Here is a 15426-nt window from a genome sequence, read left to right as displayed (position 1 = left end):
CCTGTTTTGGGGTGTGTTGTCAGGCGTTTGAGTAGTGGTCTCGCAGACCGAGCCAACGGCGAATCAAGGGTTCGACATGGCTTGGGTGCCTATCCATAAGGAAGCGCGCCATCTTTTGCACCTGCGGAATAAGCGGTTGATCCCGCACCAGATCGGCGATCTTGAGATCGGCCAGACCGGTCTGGCGAGTGCCGAGCAGTTCCCCCGGGCCGCGCAGTTCCAGATCGCGCTGGGCGATGAGGAAGCCGTCGTTGGTTTCCCGCAGCACCCCGAGCCGGCTCTGGGCCGTCTTGGACAAGGGGGCATGATAGAGCAGCACGCAGTGAGAGGCTACCGCCCCCCGGCCAACCCGGCCGCGCAACTGGTGCAACTGCGCCAGCCCGAGCCGTTCCGGATTCTCGATGATCATCAGGCTGGCGTTGGGCACATCCACCCCCACCTCGATGACGGTGGTGGCGACCAGCAGTTGCAGTATGCCTGCCTTGAACTCCTCCATCACCCGCTGTTTCTCCACCGGCCGCATCCGGCCGTGTACCAGCCCGATATGCAGACCGGGCAACAGGTTCTGCAGCTCGGTAGCGGTATCCTCGGCGGCCTGACACTCCAGCACCTCCGACTCCTCGATCAGGGTGCAGACCCAGTAGGCCTGCTTGCCTTCGGTGCAGGCGAGCTTGACCCGTTCGATCACATCGCCACGACGACTGTCGGGCAGCGCGACTGTGGTGATGGGGGTTCGGCCCGGCGGCAGCTCGTCGATGACCGAGGTGTCGAGGTCGGCATAGGCGGTCATCGCCAGAGTGCGGGGGATGGGGGTGGCGGTCATGATGAGCTGATGGGGATGTACCCCTTCCCGCTCCCCTTTCTCGCGCAGGGCGAGGCGCTGATGCACCCCGAATCTGTGCTGTTCATCGATGATGACCAGCGCCAGACGCTGGAACACCACCTGCTCCTGAAAGATGGCGTGGGTGCCCACCACCATCTTGACGCTGCCATCGGCAATGGCGGCCAGCGCCTCCTCCCGCGCCTTGCCTTTCTGCTTGCCCGCCAGCCAGCCGACTCCGATGCCGAGCGGCTCCAGCCACTTGGCGAAGTTGATGGCGTGCTGTTCCGCCAGCAGTTCGGTCGGCGCCATCAGCCCCACCTGACAGCCGTTGCCGATGGCCTGCAGGGCGGCCAGCGCTGCGACCAGGGTCTTGCCGGAGCCTACGTCACCCTGCACCAGCCGCATCATGGGGTGACTCTGTTGCAGATCCTTGCTTATCTCGGCCACCACCCGGCTCTGGGCGCCGGTCGGCTTGAACGGCAGGGCGCCGAGCAGCTGTTCGACCAGCGCAGGCGCCGGTTTGAGGGCGCGGGCCAGCTGGGTTTGTGCCTGAGCGCGCACCTTCAAGACCGAGAGGTTGTGCGCCAGCAGCTCCTCCAGTACCAGTCGCTGCTGGGCCGGATGTTGGCCGCTTTCCAGCAGCGGCAGCGCCACCGAGGGAGGCGGGCGATGCAGCAGCTTCAGGGCGGCGGCCAGTTCAATCTGATGGGGATAGAGTCCGGCGGGCAGCAGCTCCTCCACGCCGTAGAGGTCGAGCTGGGCCAGCGCCTGATCGGTGAGATTGCGCAGGGTGAGCTGGCGCAGCCCTTCGGTAGTCGGGTAGACGGGGGTGAGCGCCTCTTCGGTCTGACCAGCTTGCTCCTCACCGAGCAGCTTGTACTCGGGGTGGGCCATCTCCAGCCCGTATTTGCCGGGGCGCACCTCGCCAAAGCAGCGCATCAGGCGGCCCGTCGCCAGACTGTTCTTCTGGGCGGCGGTGAAGTTGAAGAAGCGCAGGGTGAGGGTGCCGGTACCATCGCTGATGCGACAGACCATCATGCGGCGGCGCCCCATCACCAGCTGAGTGTCCTGGATTTCGCCCTCGACTGCGCCGTGCAGGCCGGGCGGCAGATCGCCGATGGGCCACACCTGGGTGCGGTCCTCGTAGCGCAGGGGGAGGTGGAACAGCAGGTCCTGTACCGTGGCCAGCCCCAGCCGCTCGAGCTTCTCCAGCATCTTGCTGCCGACACCCTTGAGGCTATCGAGAGGAATTTTATCCAATTTCATCAATTAGATGCCCGAAAACACTGTAAATATGTCCAGATGATAGGGGTTGTTGTGGGGCCGATGCAAGCCGAGTTGCTGCTGGCTGGGCCGTCAAGGCGGGGGAAACGGCGGATATAACAAAGGCCTGCCGAAAACGGGAGGCCTTTGTGCGGCTGCCAACAGGCAAGGTGCGGGCGTATGGCGCCCAAGGTCAGATGATGCGTTTGAGCAGCAGGTGGGCCTTGACCCGGTGGATCCGTCCCAGCAGCTTGCGCACCTGTTCCGGGTAGTCCTGAATCTGCTCCACCTGATCGAAGTGGCTGATCCGCTTGGTGTTGGTCAGGATGTTCTCCCGCTCCGCGTTGAACTGGGGACGCAGCAGGTGGCGACGATCGTGCACCAGCAGGCCATTCTCCAGATCCAGCGCCCAGGCGCGGGGGTTGAGGTTGTTGCCGGTGAGCAGGGCCCACTCGTCATCCACGAAGATCCCCTTGAGATGGTAGGAGTTGCGCTCGCAACACCAGAGCATCAGGTTGAGGCGACCGTCGTCGATGTGGCGCTGGTTGCGCTCGGCAAACTTGCGCAGGTTGGTTTCGTAGAGATAGGGCAGGCCACCGATGGTGGAGAACTTCTCTTCCGGCGGAATGAAGAAGTCGTTGGCGGTCTTGTCGCCCACTACGATGGTCACCTTGCAACCGCGCTGCAGCAGATCCTCGATATCCTTGCTCAACTCCTTGGGGGGGTTGAAGTAAGGGGTGCAGATGAAGATCTCCCGCTCGGTGGCGCGCACCAGATTGCGGATCATCAAGTTGAGCTGATTGTTGCGCTTACCCAGACCCACCATGGGGGTGACGGCCACCTCCTGGGTGTTGACCGGCATGGTGCTGAAACGGTACTGGCTCTGGCGCAGGTTCTGCTTGAAGCGGCGGATCGGCCCCTTCAGCTGTTTGGCGCTGGGGATGTCGCTGTGATCCAGTCGCTGCACCGCGTCGCTCTTCACGAACAGGTCATCCACATAGTTGACCATGCTGCGGGCCAGCTCCGGGCTGGTGATCTGGTGATAGCGATCGAAGCGGTAGCGATCTTGCTGGTGCAGGTAGATGTCGTTGAGGCTGGCACCGGAGTAGAGCACCACATCATCAAAGATGAAGCCCTTGAGGTGGAGCACGCCGAGCAGCTCGCGCCCTTTGACCGGCACGCCGTAGATTTCGATCTGGTGCTCGTGTTCGGCAGCCATGGCCTGATACATCAGGTGGTTGCCGCCCTGCTTGCCTTTGCCGATCAGGCCGCGCTGGGCACGGTGGAAGTCGACGAACAGCTTGATGTCGAGGGCCGGATTGCGCTGCTTGGCGGCGTAGAGGGCGGAGAGGATCTCCCGGCCCGCTTCGTCATCCTGCAGATAGAGCGCGACCAGATAGATGCGCCGGGTGGCACTGGCGATAAGCGCAAGAATGCGGCGTTTGAAATCCTGGGCGCTGTAGAGCACTTCAAACTGATCCGCTGCGACGGCGATCTGGGGCAGGCGCGCCAGCAGTTGTCGATAATGGGCCGATGAATGCATAGATAAACCTGAAATCACGGGGTTAAGCGTTCCACTCGGAGCGATGAATAGGCGATTCTAGCAATCTCGCCCTCTCAGCCAAAGAAAGAATCATCAGAAAGATGAAAAAGGCCTCACGAGTGAGGCCTTTTTGTCAGCATTTCCCCCTTGTCAGAGGAAGCTGTAGATGATCATCGCCATCACGCCGCCGGTGGTGCCGATGATGGTCTCCATCACGGTCCAGGTCTGCAGAGTCTGCTTCTCGGTGAGGCCGAGGTAGCGGTTGGCCAGCCAGAAACCGGAGTCGTTGACGTGGGAGAGCACGATGGCACCGCCGCCGATGGCGATGGTGACGGCCGCCAGCTGGGCACCGTTCAGGCCGAGCGGCTCCAGCATCGGCAGCACCAGACCACAGGCGGTCAGCATGGCGACGGTGGCGGAGCCCTGAATCACCCGCACCGCGGCAGCCAGAATGAAGGCCAGCGCGACGATGGGCAGACCGGAGTCGGCCAGCATGTTGCCCAGAGCGGCACCCACGCCGGAGTCAACCAGCACCTGCTTGAACACGCCACCGGCACCGGTCACCAGAATGATGACGCCTGCCGGCTGGATGGCGCTGTTGCAGACGCTCATCACCTCGTCACGGGACATGCCGCGGCGAATACCCAGCAGGTAGAAGGCGGCCAGACAGGCGACCATGATGGCGGTGAAGGGGTGACCGATGAACTCCAGCCAGTTGTGCAGGGTCGAGCCCGCCTCGACGAAGCGGCCGACGATGGTCTTGAGGCCGATCAGCAGCAGTGGCAAACCGATGAGACCCATGGCCAGCCCGAAGGAGGGCAGGGATTTGCTGTCATCGTGGACGCTGTTTTGGGCATCGGCAGGCAGCGGCACATCGACGATCTTGCTGATGAAGTCACCGAACAGCGGGCCCGCCAGGATCAACGCCGGCACGGCGGCGATCAGGCCGAACAGGATCATGTAGCCGAAGTCGGCACCCAGCTGGGATGCCACCAGGATCGGGCCCGGCGCCGGAATAAGGAACGCCTGACAGGTGGCGATACCGGCCAGCAGGGCGATACCGATCTTCACTACGCTGCCGCCGCCACGACGGACGATGGCGAAGGCGACGCCGATTAGCAACACCACGGCCACGTCAAAGAAGAGCGGCAGGGCGCAGACAAAGCCGGTCAGGGCCATGGCCCAGTTGGCGCGCTTGACGCCGAACTTGCCGAGCAGAGTGTGGGCTACCCGGTCGAGGGCACCGGTCACTTCCATCACCTTGCCGAACATGGCGCCCAGCGCCACCACCACAGCGACGAAACCGAGGGTGCCACCCATCCCTTTCTGGATGGTGGCGGCGATATCGGCCGGGTTCATGCCAGCGGCGAGACCCGCCACCATGGAGACCAGGATCAGGGCTACCACGGCGTGGAGCCGGGCCTTCATCACCAGGAAGAGCAGCAGCACAATCGAGCCGGCGGCTGTCATGATCAGGGAGAGGTCAGACATTGTTATGCGTTCCTTTTTCCAAGTTCAGTCGTGACACCTTGCCGATCCGTCGGCAAACCATATCTTTATGATTTATTTAGATTTATGGCAAGGGCTCAACATCATATGCCCAGGTGACTATGGGTTTGCTCAGTCTGTGGCAGACTTCACATTTTCAATCGTTACCGGTAACATGTTACCGGTAACGTGTTAGATTAGAACCCATCAACAGCTGGTTTTTTGAAAAGTGGGACAGAGGTCAAATTATGGCGGGTAAGTGCATTATCGTGATGGGTGTGTGTGGTAGCGGCAAATCCAGCGTGGGTCTGAAAGTGGCCGAAGCGCTGGGCGCCAAGTTCATCGATGGTGATGACCTGCACCCCAAGGCCAACATCCAGAAGATGGCTGGCGGCAACCCCCTCAACGATGAGGATCGTGCCCCCTGGCTGGAGCGGATCCGCGACGCCGCCTACAGTCTCGAGCAGAAGAACGAGACCGGCATCATTGTCTGTTCCGCCCTCAAAAAGAAGTACCGCGACCAGATCCGCGAAGGCAACGAGTCGGTCAGCTTCATCTTCCTCGATGGCAGCCAGCCGCTGATCCTCGAGCGGATGCGTGCCCGCAAGGGCCACTTCATGCGTGAAAGCATGGTACAAAGTCAGTTCGATACTCTGGAGCGCCCGGATGGCGAAGCCGGTGTATTCCACATTGATATAGACGGCACCTTCGAACAGGTGGTTGACCGCGCCGTCACAGCATTGGAGCAAGCCCAATGATTCATCAGGTAATTTCCGACGTCACCGCTCGCATCCGCGAGCGCAGTGTCGCCCGTCGTCAGGCATTTCTGGCCCGCATCCAGCGTCAGGCAGAGCAGGGCAAGACCCGCGCCGCGCTGGCCTGTGGCAACCTGGCTCACGCCGTGGCCGCCTGCAGCAGTGACGAGAAGGGTCGCATTCTCGATATGACCCGCGCCAACGTCGGCATCGTCACCGCCTACAACGACATGCTGAGCGCCCATCAGCCCTATCAGGGCTATCCGGATCAGATCAAGGCAGTGCTGGCCGAGCTGGGCCACAGCGCCCAGGTTGCTGGCGGCGTGCCCGCCATGTGCGACGGCGTGACTCAGGGTCAGCCGGGGATGGACATGTCCCTCTTCTCCCGCGACCTGATCGCCCAGGCGACCGCGCTGTCGCTCTCTCACAACACCTTTGATGCCACCCTGCTGCTCGGTATCTGCGACAAGATCGCTCCGGGCCAGATCATGGGGGCCCTCTCCCACGCTCACCTGCCGACTGCATTTGTTCCTGCTGGCCCGATGGCGAGCGGCATCAGCAATGACGAGAAGGTGAAGGTGCGTCAGAAGTACGCTGCCGGTGAAGTGGGTCGCGATGCCCTGCTGGAGATGGAGTGCGGCGCCTACCACGCGGCAGGCACCTGTACCTTCTACGGCACTGCCAACACCAACCAGCTGGTATTCGAGGCTATGGGCCTGATGCTGCCGGGCTCCGCCTTTGTGCATCCGCATAGCGAGCTGCGCCGTGCCCTGACCGCCGAAGCGGCCCGCCGCATCAGCGCCATGATCCCGGGTTCTCCGGCCTATCGCCCGCTGAGCGAAGTGCTGGATGAGCGCTCGCTGGTCAACGGTCTGGTGGCCCTGCTCGCCTCCGGCGGCAGCACCAACCACAGCATCCACATGGTGGCGCTGGCCCGCGCGGCCGGTCTGGTACTGACCTGGGATGACATCAGCGATCTCTCCGACGTGGTGCCGCTCTTGGTTCGCATGTACCCGAACGGCCCGGCCGACGTCAACGCCTTCGAACAGGCAGGCGGCGTGCCCGGCCTGATGCGCCGTCTGGCGCAAGAGAGGCTGATCCACATGGATGCCACTCCGGTCTTTGGCGAGATGCAGGATTACCTCAGCCGTCCGGCACTGGTCGATGGCCAGCTGGTATGGCAGCCGGTGGGCGAGAGCGGCGACGCGAGCGTGTTGTCGCCTTCCGGTAGCGTGTTCCAGGCCACCGGCGGCACCAAGCTGCTGGCGGGCAATCTGGGCCGCGCCGTGGTCAAGGTCTCCGCCGTGGCTCCCGAGTATCGGGTGATTGAAGCACCAGCGCGGGTCTTCTCCTCCCAGCATGCGGTGGAAGCGGCCTACAAGGCGGGCGATCTCAATCAGGATGCCGTGATCGTGGTGCGCCACAATGGACCGGCCGCCAACGGTATGCCGGAGCTGCACAAGCTGATGCCGGTGCTCGGCAACCTGCAGAAGGCGGGCTACAAGGTGGCGCTGGTCACCGATGGCCGTCTCTCCGGTGCCTCCGGCAAGATCCCGGCCGCCATCCACGTCACCCCGGAAGCGCTGCACGGCGGGGCCATTGGCCTGCTGGCCGACGGCGATCTGCTGCGGGTTGATGCGGTAAACGGCAGCCTCGACTGCCTGACCGATTTGAGTGGCCGTACCCAGGCCGAGATTGACCTCACTCTGGAACAAGAGGGGTGGGGCCGTGAACTGTTCAGCGTGATGCGTCGCGCGGTATCGAGCGCCGAGTGTGGCGCCACCATCTTTGACTAAGGAAGAGCTATGCAGAACTGGAAAGTGACCCCGGCCGAGGTGTTTGCCGCCTCCCCGCTGGTACCCGTGATGGTTATCAACGAGCTGGATCAGGCCCTGCCGATGGCCAAGGCGCTGCTCGACGGCGGCATCTCTGTCTTCGAAATCACCCTGCGCACCCCGGTGGCGCTTGATGCCATCGCCCTCATTGCCAAGGCGATGCCGGATGCCATGGTCGGTGCCGGTACCGTGCTCAACTGCGAGCAGTTTGACGCAGCCGTTGCCGCCGGTGCCCGCTTCGTCATCTCCCCGGGGATGACGCCGGCCCTGCTGGCCCACGCGGCCAAGAGCACCGCGCCGCTGATCCCGGGTGTGGCAACTCCGTCTGAAGTGATGCAGGCGCTGGAAGCGGGCTATGACCACCTGAAGTTCTTCCCGGCCGAAGCGAACGGCGGCACCAAGGCGCTCTCCGCCATTGCCGCGCCGCTGCCCCAGGTGAAGTTCTGCCCGACCGGCGGTATCGGCCCGAAAAACGTGGCCGACTATCTGGCGCTCAAATGCGTGGCCACTGTCGGCGGCTCCTGGATGCTGCCGGCCGATGCGGTCAAGAGCGGCAACTGGGAAGAGGTGACTCGCCTCTCCCGCGAAGCGGTTGAGTTGGTAAAACGCTAAGCATCAGTTGTGCAGAAAACCAAACAGGCCACCCTCGGGTGGCCTGTTTGTTATCGGCGTGATTTAAGTGGGTGAGGGAAGGGATTAACCCAGACTCTCCCCGACATAGAGGGAGAAGCCGATATCCTTGCGGGTGTCGGGTTGGGATTGGCCGTTGAGACGTGCCAGCAGCATGGTGGCCGCCTCCCGACCGATCGCTTCCCGCGGGGTGGCGATACTGGCCAGCTTGGGGGTCATGGCGTGGCCAATGTCGAGGGCGTTGCAACCGGCGATGGCGATCTGCTGGGGCACCGGGATCCACTTGGCTTGACACTGCAGCAGAGCACCCACCGCCAGGTCATCGTTGGTGCAGAACAGGCCATCGAGGTCGGGATAGCGTACCAGCGCCTGATCCAGCAGCTCGCCCCCCAGAGTGAAGCTGGAGGATTGTTCGGTCAGCAGATGCTGGCCGGTGAGGCCGAAGTCGGTCATCGCCTGATAGTACCCCTCCATCCGCAGCTGGGTACGTACGTCGAGCCGCGCCCCCAGATAGACCACCTTGCGTCGGCCCCGGCGCAGCATCTCTGTTACCATGGCCCGGGCCGCGGCTCTATGATCCATGCCGACCACCATGTCGATGGGGGTTTGTGGCAGATCCATGGTCTCCACCACCGGAATGCCGGCGGTGGCGATCATCTTGCGGGTGCGTTCGGTGTGCTGGCTGTCGGAGAGGATCAGCCCATCCACGTGATAGGAGAGCAGGGACGCGACCTGTTCCTCCTCTCTCTCCGGACTGTAACCGTAGTGGGCCAGCAGGGTCTGGTAGCCAGCCGGTCGGGTCACCGACTCGATGCCATGGATCACCGCCGAGAAGACCTGGTTGGAGAGGGAGGGGATCAGGATGCCGATCGCCTTGCTGGTCGCGTTGGAGAGAATGTCCGGCGCCCGGTTGGGGATATAACCCAGCTCTTCCACCACAGCCGCGATCCGCTCGCGGGTCCCCTCCGCTACGGTCTGCGGGTCGCGCAGATAGCGGCTGACAGTCATCTTGGTCACGCCGGTCTGGTCGGCGATATCTTGCAGGGTGGGGCGGCGCTTGCGGGTGGGGCTCATAGGGGTGTCCAGCGTGGATGTTACATGTAACATTACCGTTTTTGGCGGATAAAGTCAGCATATGAAGCCGTTTTTGCAGGAGTTTTCCGATGATCAGAGGCAAGCAGTTCGTGGATGTCCGGTTCGAGCAACAGGATGTGGAGGGGGAGCAGTTCTCGGAGTGCCGCTTTATCGGCTGCAACTTCTCCTGGCTGGATTTGAGCGATAGCCGCTTCATCGACTGCAGCTTCTACGATCGGGAGAGTGAACGGGGCTGCCTGTTGCAGGGTTGCGATCTGCGCGAGGCCAGCTTCCTGCGCTGCGATCTCACCATGGCCGATTGCAGCCGCAGCCAGTGTCTGGGGTTGGAGATGCGCGACTGTCAGGCGGTCGGTATCAACTTCGGCCACGCCAGCTTCGCCAATCAGATCACCGCCAAAAGCTACTTCTGCGAGGCCCATCTGACCGGCAACAACTTCAGCTACGCCAGCTTCGAGGGTTGCCTGCTGGAGAAGTGCGAGCTGACCGGCAACCGTTGGCAGGGGGCCAACCTGTTTGGTGCCTCGCTGGCGGGTTCCGATCTCAGCGGCTCCGAGTTTGGCCAGATCGACTGGACCAGCTTCAAGCTGCAGGGCTGCGATCTGCGCCAGTGCGACCTGCCGGGGCTGGATCTGCGGCGGGTCGATCTGCAGGGGGTGCAGATCAACGAGGATCAGCAGCAGACCTTGCTGGAGCAGATCGGTCTGGTTGTCTTCCCCTGAGTCGAGCGAAAAATTAGGTAATTTTTCATCAAATTAAGCCGACAGTGGGGAGGGCGCTCCTGAAACGACAAAAGCCTGCGTGATGCAGGCTTTTGCTAGTGAGCGTGTGATGCGTTTGTCGGCCGGGTTGACTCAACCCTTGGCCAGCCATTTGGTCGGGTTGATCGCCTCGCCCTGATAGCGAATTTCGAAGTAGAGGCCCGGTCTGTCCTGACCGCCACTGTCACCGACCAGTGCCACCGGTTCACCCTGTTCCACATTCTGGCCAACCTGACGCAGCAGCGACTGATTGTGACCGTAGAGGCTCATATAGCCCTTACCGTGATCGATTACCAGCAGCATACCGAAGCCATCGAGCCAGTCGGCGTAGACCACCTGGCCCGGCGCGACCGCCTTGACCTGGGTTCCTTCGCTGGCGCCGATCAGGGTGCCTTTCCACTTGAGCTGGGCGGTGCGCGGCGAGCCGTAGGCGATGAGGATCGGCCCCTGTACCGGCCAGCGCAGGCTGCCATTGGTCTTGAGCCCGCTGTAGTAACCTGCGGTCCCAATCCCCGAGCCTCGCTCCGGTTTGGTACTGGACATCTCTTCGACCGGTTCTGCCGGTTTGACGGTTTTGTTCTGCTGGGCGGCGAGTCGTTGTTGCTCGGCGCGGCGCTGTTCGGCCAGCTTGCGCTGACGCTCCTGCTCCGCTTTCAGCTTGGCCAGCCGTTCCCGCTCGGCCCGTTCACGGCGCTCCTGCTCTTCACGCTTGCGACGCAGCTCTTCCAGCCGGGCTTTCAGCGCCTTCTCCGCCTTGACCAGCTTGGTGAGCTTCTGCTCGTCATCCTGTACCGACTGCTGCAACTGGTTGCGCACCTTGGCCCGGCTCTGCTGGCTGGCCAGCAGGGTCTGGTGATGCTCTTGCTGTTCGGCAAGCAGGGTTTGCAGTCTGGTTTCGGTCTCTTTGGTTGCCTGCTGGTTTTTCGCCAGCTTGTCGCGGGTGACGCGCAGGGCGTCGATGGCCTCGATGCGGGCCTTGTTGAGGTAGTCGTAGTAGTCGAGGGAGCGGCTCAGTTTGGCCGGATCCTGCTGATTGAGCAGCAGTTTCAGGTAGTCGTGGTTGCCCGCCTGAAAGGCGCTCTCCGCCTGTTTGGCCAGCAACTGCTTTTGATGTTTGGCTTGAACTTCCAGCGCCAGCTTGTCTTTTTGCAGGGTCGCCAGCTTCTGCTGGTTCTGCTTCAACTGCTGTCTGGTCTGGTTGAGTTTGGCGGCGGCGGCCGAGATGGCCTGCTCGTCAGCCTTGAGCTGGGTATTGAGCTTGGCAAGCTCCTGCTTGCTGAGCTTGATGGTCTTCTGTTGCTCTTTGATCTGGGACTGCATGGTGCCCAGCTGCTGATTGGCGGCCAAAGCCGATTTGCTGGCGCCAAACAACAGGCAAAAAAACAGCGCGCCGGCCAACAGGCCGACGCGACTGGTTTTCTGTGAAATAACTTCGCATCCCCGCATGGGGAAGGATTATTTCAGAATCATCAGGGGCTTGCCAGTCATTTCCGGCGGCACCGGCAGACCCATCAGGGTCAGCATGGTGGGGGCCAGATCGGACAGTTTGCCACCTTCAACTACCTCGGCTTTGCGACCGAAATAGATGAGCGGAACCGGCAGATTGGTGTGGGCGGTGTGGGCCTGACCAGTCTCTTCGTCCAGCATCTTCTCGGCGTTGCCGTGGTCGGCAGTGATCAGGCACTCGCCACCCACTTCGGCCAGCGCGTCGGTGACACGACCGATGCAGTGGTCAACGGCTTCACAAGCTTTGACTGCGGCATCAAACACACCGGTGTGACCAACCATGTCGCCATTCGGGTAGTTACAGATGATGACGTCGTACTTGCCGCTCTTGATGGCCGCAACCAGCTTGTCGGTCAGCTCTTCGGAGCTCATCTCCGGCTGCAGGTCATAGGTCGCCACTTTCGGGCTGGCCACGATCTCGCGATCTTCGCCGGTGAAGCAGGACTCTTCGCCACCGTTGAAGAAGAAGGTGACGTGAGCGTACTTCTCGGTTTCGGAGATGCGCAGCTGGGTCTTGCCCTGCTTGGCCAGCCACTCACCCAAGGTGTTGACCAGAGCGGTCGGCGGGTAGGCACAGGCAGTTTTGATGTCGGCCGCGTATTCGGTCAGCATCACGAAGTTCAGCTTCGGCTCAACGGCACGAGCGAAGCCGGTGAAGTCGGTGTCAACGAAGGCGCGGGTGATTTCACGGGCACGGTCGGCACGGAAGTTCATGAAAATCAGCGCATCGCCATCTTCCATCGGTGCAGCTTCGCCGATGCGGGTGGCTTTGACGAACTCGTCGTTCTCGTCGCGGGCATAGGCGGCAGCCAGTGCTTCGGTGGCGCTATCGGCGGTGAACTCGCCCTTGCCCTGGGTCATCAGGTCATAGGCTTGCTGCACGCGATCCCAGCGGTTGTCACGGTCCATGGCGAAGTAACGGCCGATCATGGAGGCGAAACGACCCTTGCCCAGCTTGGCGAACAGGGCGTCGAACAGCTCGATGGAGGACTGGGCGGAGCGCGGCGGAACGTCGCGGCCATCCAGGAAGGCGTGCAGGTAGATCTTCTCGGCGCCACGCTTGGCGGCCATTTCGATCATGCCCATGATGTGCTCTTCGTGGCTGTGTACGCCACCCGGGGACATCAGGCCCATGATGTGAACTGCTTTGCCGTTGGTCACGGCAGCGTCAACAGCCTTGGCCAGCTCGACGTTCTGGAAGAATTCGCCATCCTGGATGTCTTTGGAGATGCGGGTCAGCTCCTGATAGACGATGCGACCGGCACCGATGTTGACGTGGCCCACTTCGGAGTTGCCCATCTGGCCATCCGGCAGACCGACGTCCAGGCCGGAACCGGAGATCAGGGTGCTGGTGTAGTCACGGGCCAGACGATCGAGGTTGGGAGTCTTGGCGGCAGCGACGGCGTTGTGCTCTTGCTTGGTGCTGTAGCCCCAACCGTCCATGATGACCAGAACCAAAGGTTTCTTAGCTGTTGACATAAGACTATGTCCTCTCGGATTGGAAAAAATGCGGGAAATGAAACTAGCGTAATATTACTACATCTGCCGAAATAGTCACCTGATAGCCAAGGGGCGCTCCCGCGGCCCCGCAAGCCACGCCCTTCCTGCCATGCTCGCTGCCCAATGATGATGGGAGCCTGCTCGCGCTTTGCCGCCAAGATGGCTGATCTTATCAATACCCCCATGTATACTCGGGCCCTTGTCTTGGTCCCTGGATAGTAGAAGATGCAAGAGTATTTGGATTTTGCGGCCCGTAACCCGCTGCTGACCGCAGCCTGGTTGGGTCTGGCTGGCACCCTGGTTTACACCACTGTGCGTGCCCGTTTGTCACCGGTAAAAACCGTCAACAATCACACTGCGACCCTGCTGATCAACCGCGAGAATGCCACCGTGGTGGATATTCGCAGTCAAGAAGAGTACGCCAAGGGCCATCTGGCCGGTGCCCAGCACCTGCCGCTGACCCAGATCCAGAGCAATAATCTGGGCCCGGTTGAAAAGCATAAAGATGCCCCCATCATAGTGGTGTGCGAGTCGGGAATGACTGCGGGCGGCGCGGGCCGTCAGCTGAGCAAAGCTGGCTTCAAGCAGGTTTATGTGCTCGGCGGTGGCATGGCCCAATGGCGTGCAGAAAATCTGCCGGTAACCAAGAAACGCTGATTTAAGCAGGGCCTGAGCCCACTTATCCATATAACAAGGAATCAAACGAAATGGCTGACGAGATCAACAACCAGGAAGTACAACCGGAATTCCACATCCAGCGTGTTTACACCAAGGATGTCTCTTTCGAAGCGCCGAACACCCCGCACATCTTCCAGAAAGAGTGGCAGCCGGACGTCAAGCTGGATATGGATACCAAGACCAACATCCTGGCTGAGAACGTGTACGAGGTTGTCCTGACCCTGACCGTAACCTGCAAACTGGAAACCGAAACTGCCTTCCTGTGCGAAGTACAGCAAGCTGGTATCTTCACCATCGGTAACCTGCCGGAGCCGCAACTGGCTCACTGCCTGGCTGCCTTCTGCCCGAACATCCTGTTCCCGTATGCCCGCGAAGCCGTGGCCAACATGGTGAGCAAGGGTTCCTTCCCGCAGCTGAACCTGGCACCGGTCAACTTCGATGCCCTGTTTGCCCAGCACATGGCGCAAGCACAGGCCCAGCAGGCGACTGCGGAAGCCTGATAATGGCTGACCAGATCGCTATCTCGGTCTTGGGGGCGGGGTCTTATGGCTCCGCCCTTGCCATTTCTCTGGCGCGCAATGGTCATCCGACCCTGCTGTGGGGTCACGACCCCGCTCATGTCGCCGAGCTGGAACAAGACCGCTGCAACAAGGCATTTTTGCCTGATGTCCCTTTTCCCGCCGATCTGCAGCTGACTGCGGATCTGCAACGTGCGGTACAAGCTGCCCCCGTGCTGCTGCTGGTCGTGCCGAGCCATGTATTTGGTGATGTACTGACCCGGATCAAACCCTTCCTGCGCCCCGATACCCGTATCGCCTGGGCCACCAAGGGTCTGGAGCCGGACAGTGGCCGTCTGCTGCAGGATGTAGCCCGTGAAGTGCTGGGTGACGAGATACCGCTGGCGGTGATCTCCGGTCCCACCTTCGCCAAGGAGCTGGCTGCCGGTCTGCCGACCGCCATCTCGGTCGCCTCGACTCACGACGAGTTCGCCGACGATCTCTCCCACCTGCTGCACTGTGGCCGCTCGTTCCGGGTCTATACCAATCCGGATTTCGTCGGTCTGCAACTGGGTGGGGCGGTCAAGAACGTCATCGCCATCGGTGCCGGCCTCTCCGACGGGCTCGGGTTTGGCGCCAATGCCAGAACCGCGCTCATCACCCGGGGTCTGGTGGAGATGCAGCGTCTAGGTGCGGCGCTGGGTGCCGATGCCAAAACCTTTATGGGGATGGCGGGGCTCGGGGATCTGGTGCTCACCTGTACCGACAACCAGTCGCGCAACCGTCGCTTCGGGCTGGCCCTCGGGGCTGGCAAGGATGTGAACACCGCCATGACCGAGATCGGTCAGGTGGTGGAGGGATATCGCAACACCAAAGAGGTGCATCTGCTGGCGGCCCGCTGCGGCGTCGAGATGCCCATCTGCGAGCAGATCTTCAAGGTGCTCTACGAGGGTAAGAACCCGAAAGAGGCGGCCATCGCCCTGCTGTCGCGAGACAAGAAGGACGAGTAATCTGCCGATTGCCCATGCAAAAGGCCCTACCAGATGGCGGGGCCT

The 15426-nt window shown here is 61.8% G+C and carries 13 protein-coding genes; 7 read left to right on the top strand and 6 right to left on the bottom strand.

Annotated features, from left to right (window positions below):
• Nucleotides 1-19: 19 nt before the first annotated feature.
• The 3 genes from recG to gntU form a co-directional block, all read right to left on the bottom strand.
• The gene (gene recG, locus G5306_RS12305) at nucleotides 20-2089 is read right to left on the bottom strand and encodes an ATP-dependent DNA helicase RecG (protein WP_421312917.1); all 2070 of its coding nucleotides are present in this window, start codon (nucleotides 2087-2089) and stop codon (nucleotides 20-22) included.
• A gap of 190 nt (nucleotides 2090-2279) precedes the next feature.
• A complete protein-coding gene (pssA, locus tag G5306_RS12300; protein ID WP_005342654.1) occupies nucleotides 2280-3629 on the bottom strand; it encodes a CDP-diacylglycerol--serine O-phosphatidyltransferase in 1350 nt (449 codons plus the stop codon).
• Between the two features lie 150 nt (nucleotides 3630-3779).
• Nucleotides 3780-5120, bottom strand: coding sequence for a gluconate transporter (gene gntU, locus G5306_RS12295; protein WP_069527617.1), 1341 nt, complete (start codon nucleotides 5118-5120; stop codon nucleotides 3780-3782).
• 245 nt (nucleotides 5121-5365) lie between these two features.
• On the opposite strand from gntU, the gene G5306_RS12290 reads away from it, so the two are divergent.
• From G5306_RS12290 to G5306_RS12280, 3 genes are read left to right on the top strand one after another with little or no spacing between them, the layout of a single operon-like run.
• Nucleotides 5366-5875: a gluconokinase gene (locus G5306_RS12290; RefSeq protein WP_005340649.1), complete on the top strand. Its 510-nt coding sequence runs from the start codon at nucleotides 5366-5368 to the stop codon at nucleotides 5873-5875.
• The gene (gene edd, locus G5306_RS12285; protein WP_337073731.1) at nucleotides 5872-7668 is read left to right on the top strand and encodes a phosphogluconate dehydratase; all 1797 of its coding nucleotides are present in this window, start codon (nucleotides 5872-5874) and stop codon (nucleotides 7666-7668) included. The genes G5306_RS12290 and edd overlap by 4 nt, the downstream gene beginning before the upstream one ends.
• A gap of 9 nt (nucleotides 7669-7677) precedes the next feature.
• Nucleotides 7678-8319 carry a bifunctional 4-hydroxy-2-oxoglutarate aldolase/2-dehydro-3-deoxy-phosphogluconate aldolase gene (locus tag G5306_RS12280; RefSeq protein ID WP_005342660.1) on the top strand — a complete coding sequence of 214 codons (642 nt, stop codon included), beginning with the start codon at nucleotides 7678-7680 and terminating at the stop codon, nucleotides 8317-8319.
• Between the two features lie 84 nt (nucleotides 8320-8403).
• Here G5306_RS12280 and G5306_RS12275 read toward each other — a convergent pair whose 3' ends face one another.
• Entirely contained in the window at nucleotides 8404-9411 is a 1008-nt protein-coding gene (locus G5306_RS12275) for a substrate-binding domain-containing protein (RefSeq protein WP_076493932.1), read from the bottom strand.
• An 89-nt stretch (nucleotides 9412-9500) separates the two neighbouring features.
• On the opposite strand from G5306_RS12275, the gene G5306_RS12270 reads away from it, so the two are divergent.
• A complete protein-coding gene (locus G5306_RS12270) occupies nucleotides 9501-10151 on the top strand; it encodes a Qnr family pentapeptide repeat protein (RefSeq protein ID WP_042059194.1) in 651 nt (216 codons plus the stop codon).
• A gap of 132 nt (nucleotides 10152-10283) precedes the next feature.
• On the opposite strand, the gene envC is transcribed toward G5306_RS12270, so the two are convergent.
• Nucleotides 10284-11636, bottom strand: a complete 1353-nt coding sequence (gene envC / locus G5306_RS12265) for a murein hydrolase activator EnvC (protein WP_421312916.1) — start codon at nucleotides 11634-11636, stop codon at nucleotides 10284-10286.
• A gap of 9 nt (nucleotides 11637-11645) precedes the next feature.
• Entirely contained in the window at nucleotides 11646-13175 is a 1530-nt protein-coding gene (gene gpmM, locus G5306_RS12260; protein WP_204384904.1) for a 2,3-bisphosphoglycerate-independent phosphoglycerate mutase, read from the bottom strand.
• A gap of 246 nt (nucleotides 13176-13421) precedes the next feature.
• Between gpmM and G5306_RS12255 the strand changes: the two genes are divergently transcribed.
• The 3 genes from G5306_RS12255 to gpsA are packed head-to-tail and all read left to right on the top strand — an operon-like array spanning nucleotide 13422 to nucleotide 15381.
• A complete protein-coding gene (locus tag G5306_RS12255; RefSeq protein ID WP_005340640.1) occupies nucleotides 13422-13853 on the top strand; it encodes a rhodanese-like domain-containing protein in 432 nt (143 codons plus the stop codon).
• Between the two features lie 50 nt (nucleotides 13854-13903).
• Entirely contained in the window at nucleotides 13904-14374 is a 471-nt protein-coding gene (secB, locus tag G5306_RS12250; protein ID WP_005340639.1) for a protein-export chaperone SecB, read from the top strand.
• A 2-nt stretch (nucleotides 14375-14376) separates the two neighbouring features.
• On the top strand, nucleotides 14377-15381 hold the full coding sequence (gene gpsA / locus G5306_RS12245; RefSeq protein WP_005356865.1) for an NAD(P)H-dependent glycerol-3-phosphate dehydrogenase: 1005 nt from the start codon (nucleotides 14377-14379) through the stop codon (nucleotides 15379-15381).
• Nucleotides 15382-15426 lie beyond the last annotated feature (45 nt).

The sequence above is a fragment of the Aeromonas sp. 603404 genome, assembly GCF_049171775.1.
GTDB lineage: Bacteria > Pseudomonadota > Gammaproteobacteria > Enterobacterales > Aeromonadaceae > Aeromonas > Aeromonas veronii_A.
Note: the sequence above shows the minus strand (reverse complement) of the source record. Positions and strands in the feature narration are given on the sequence as shown.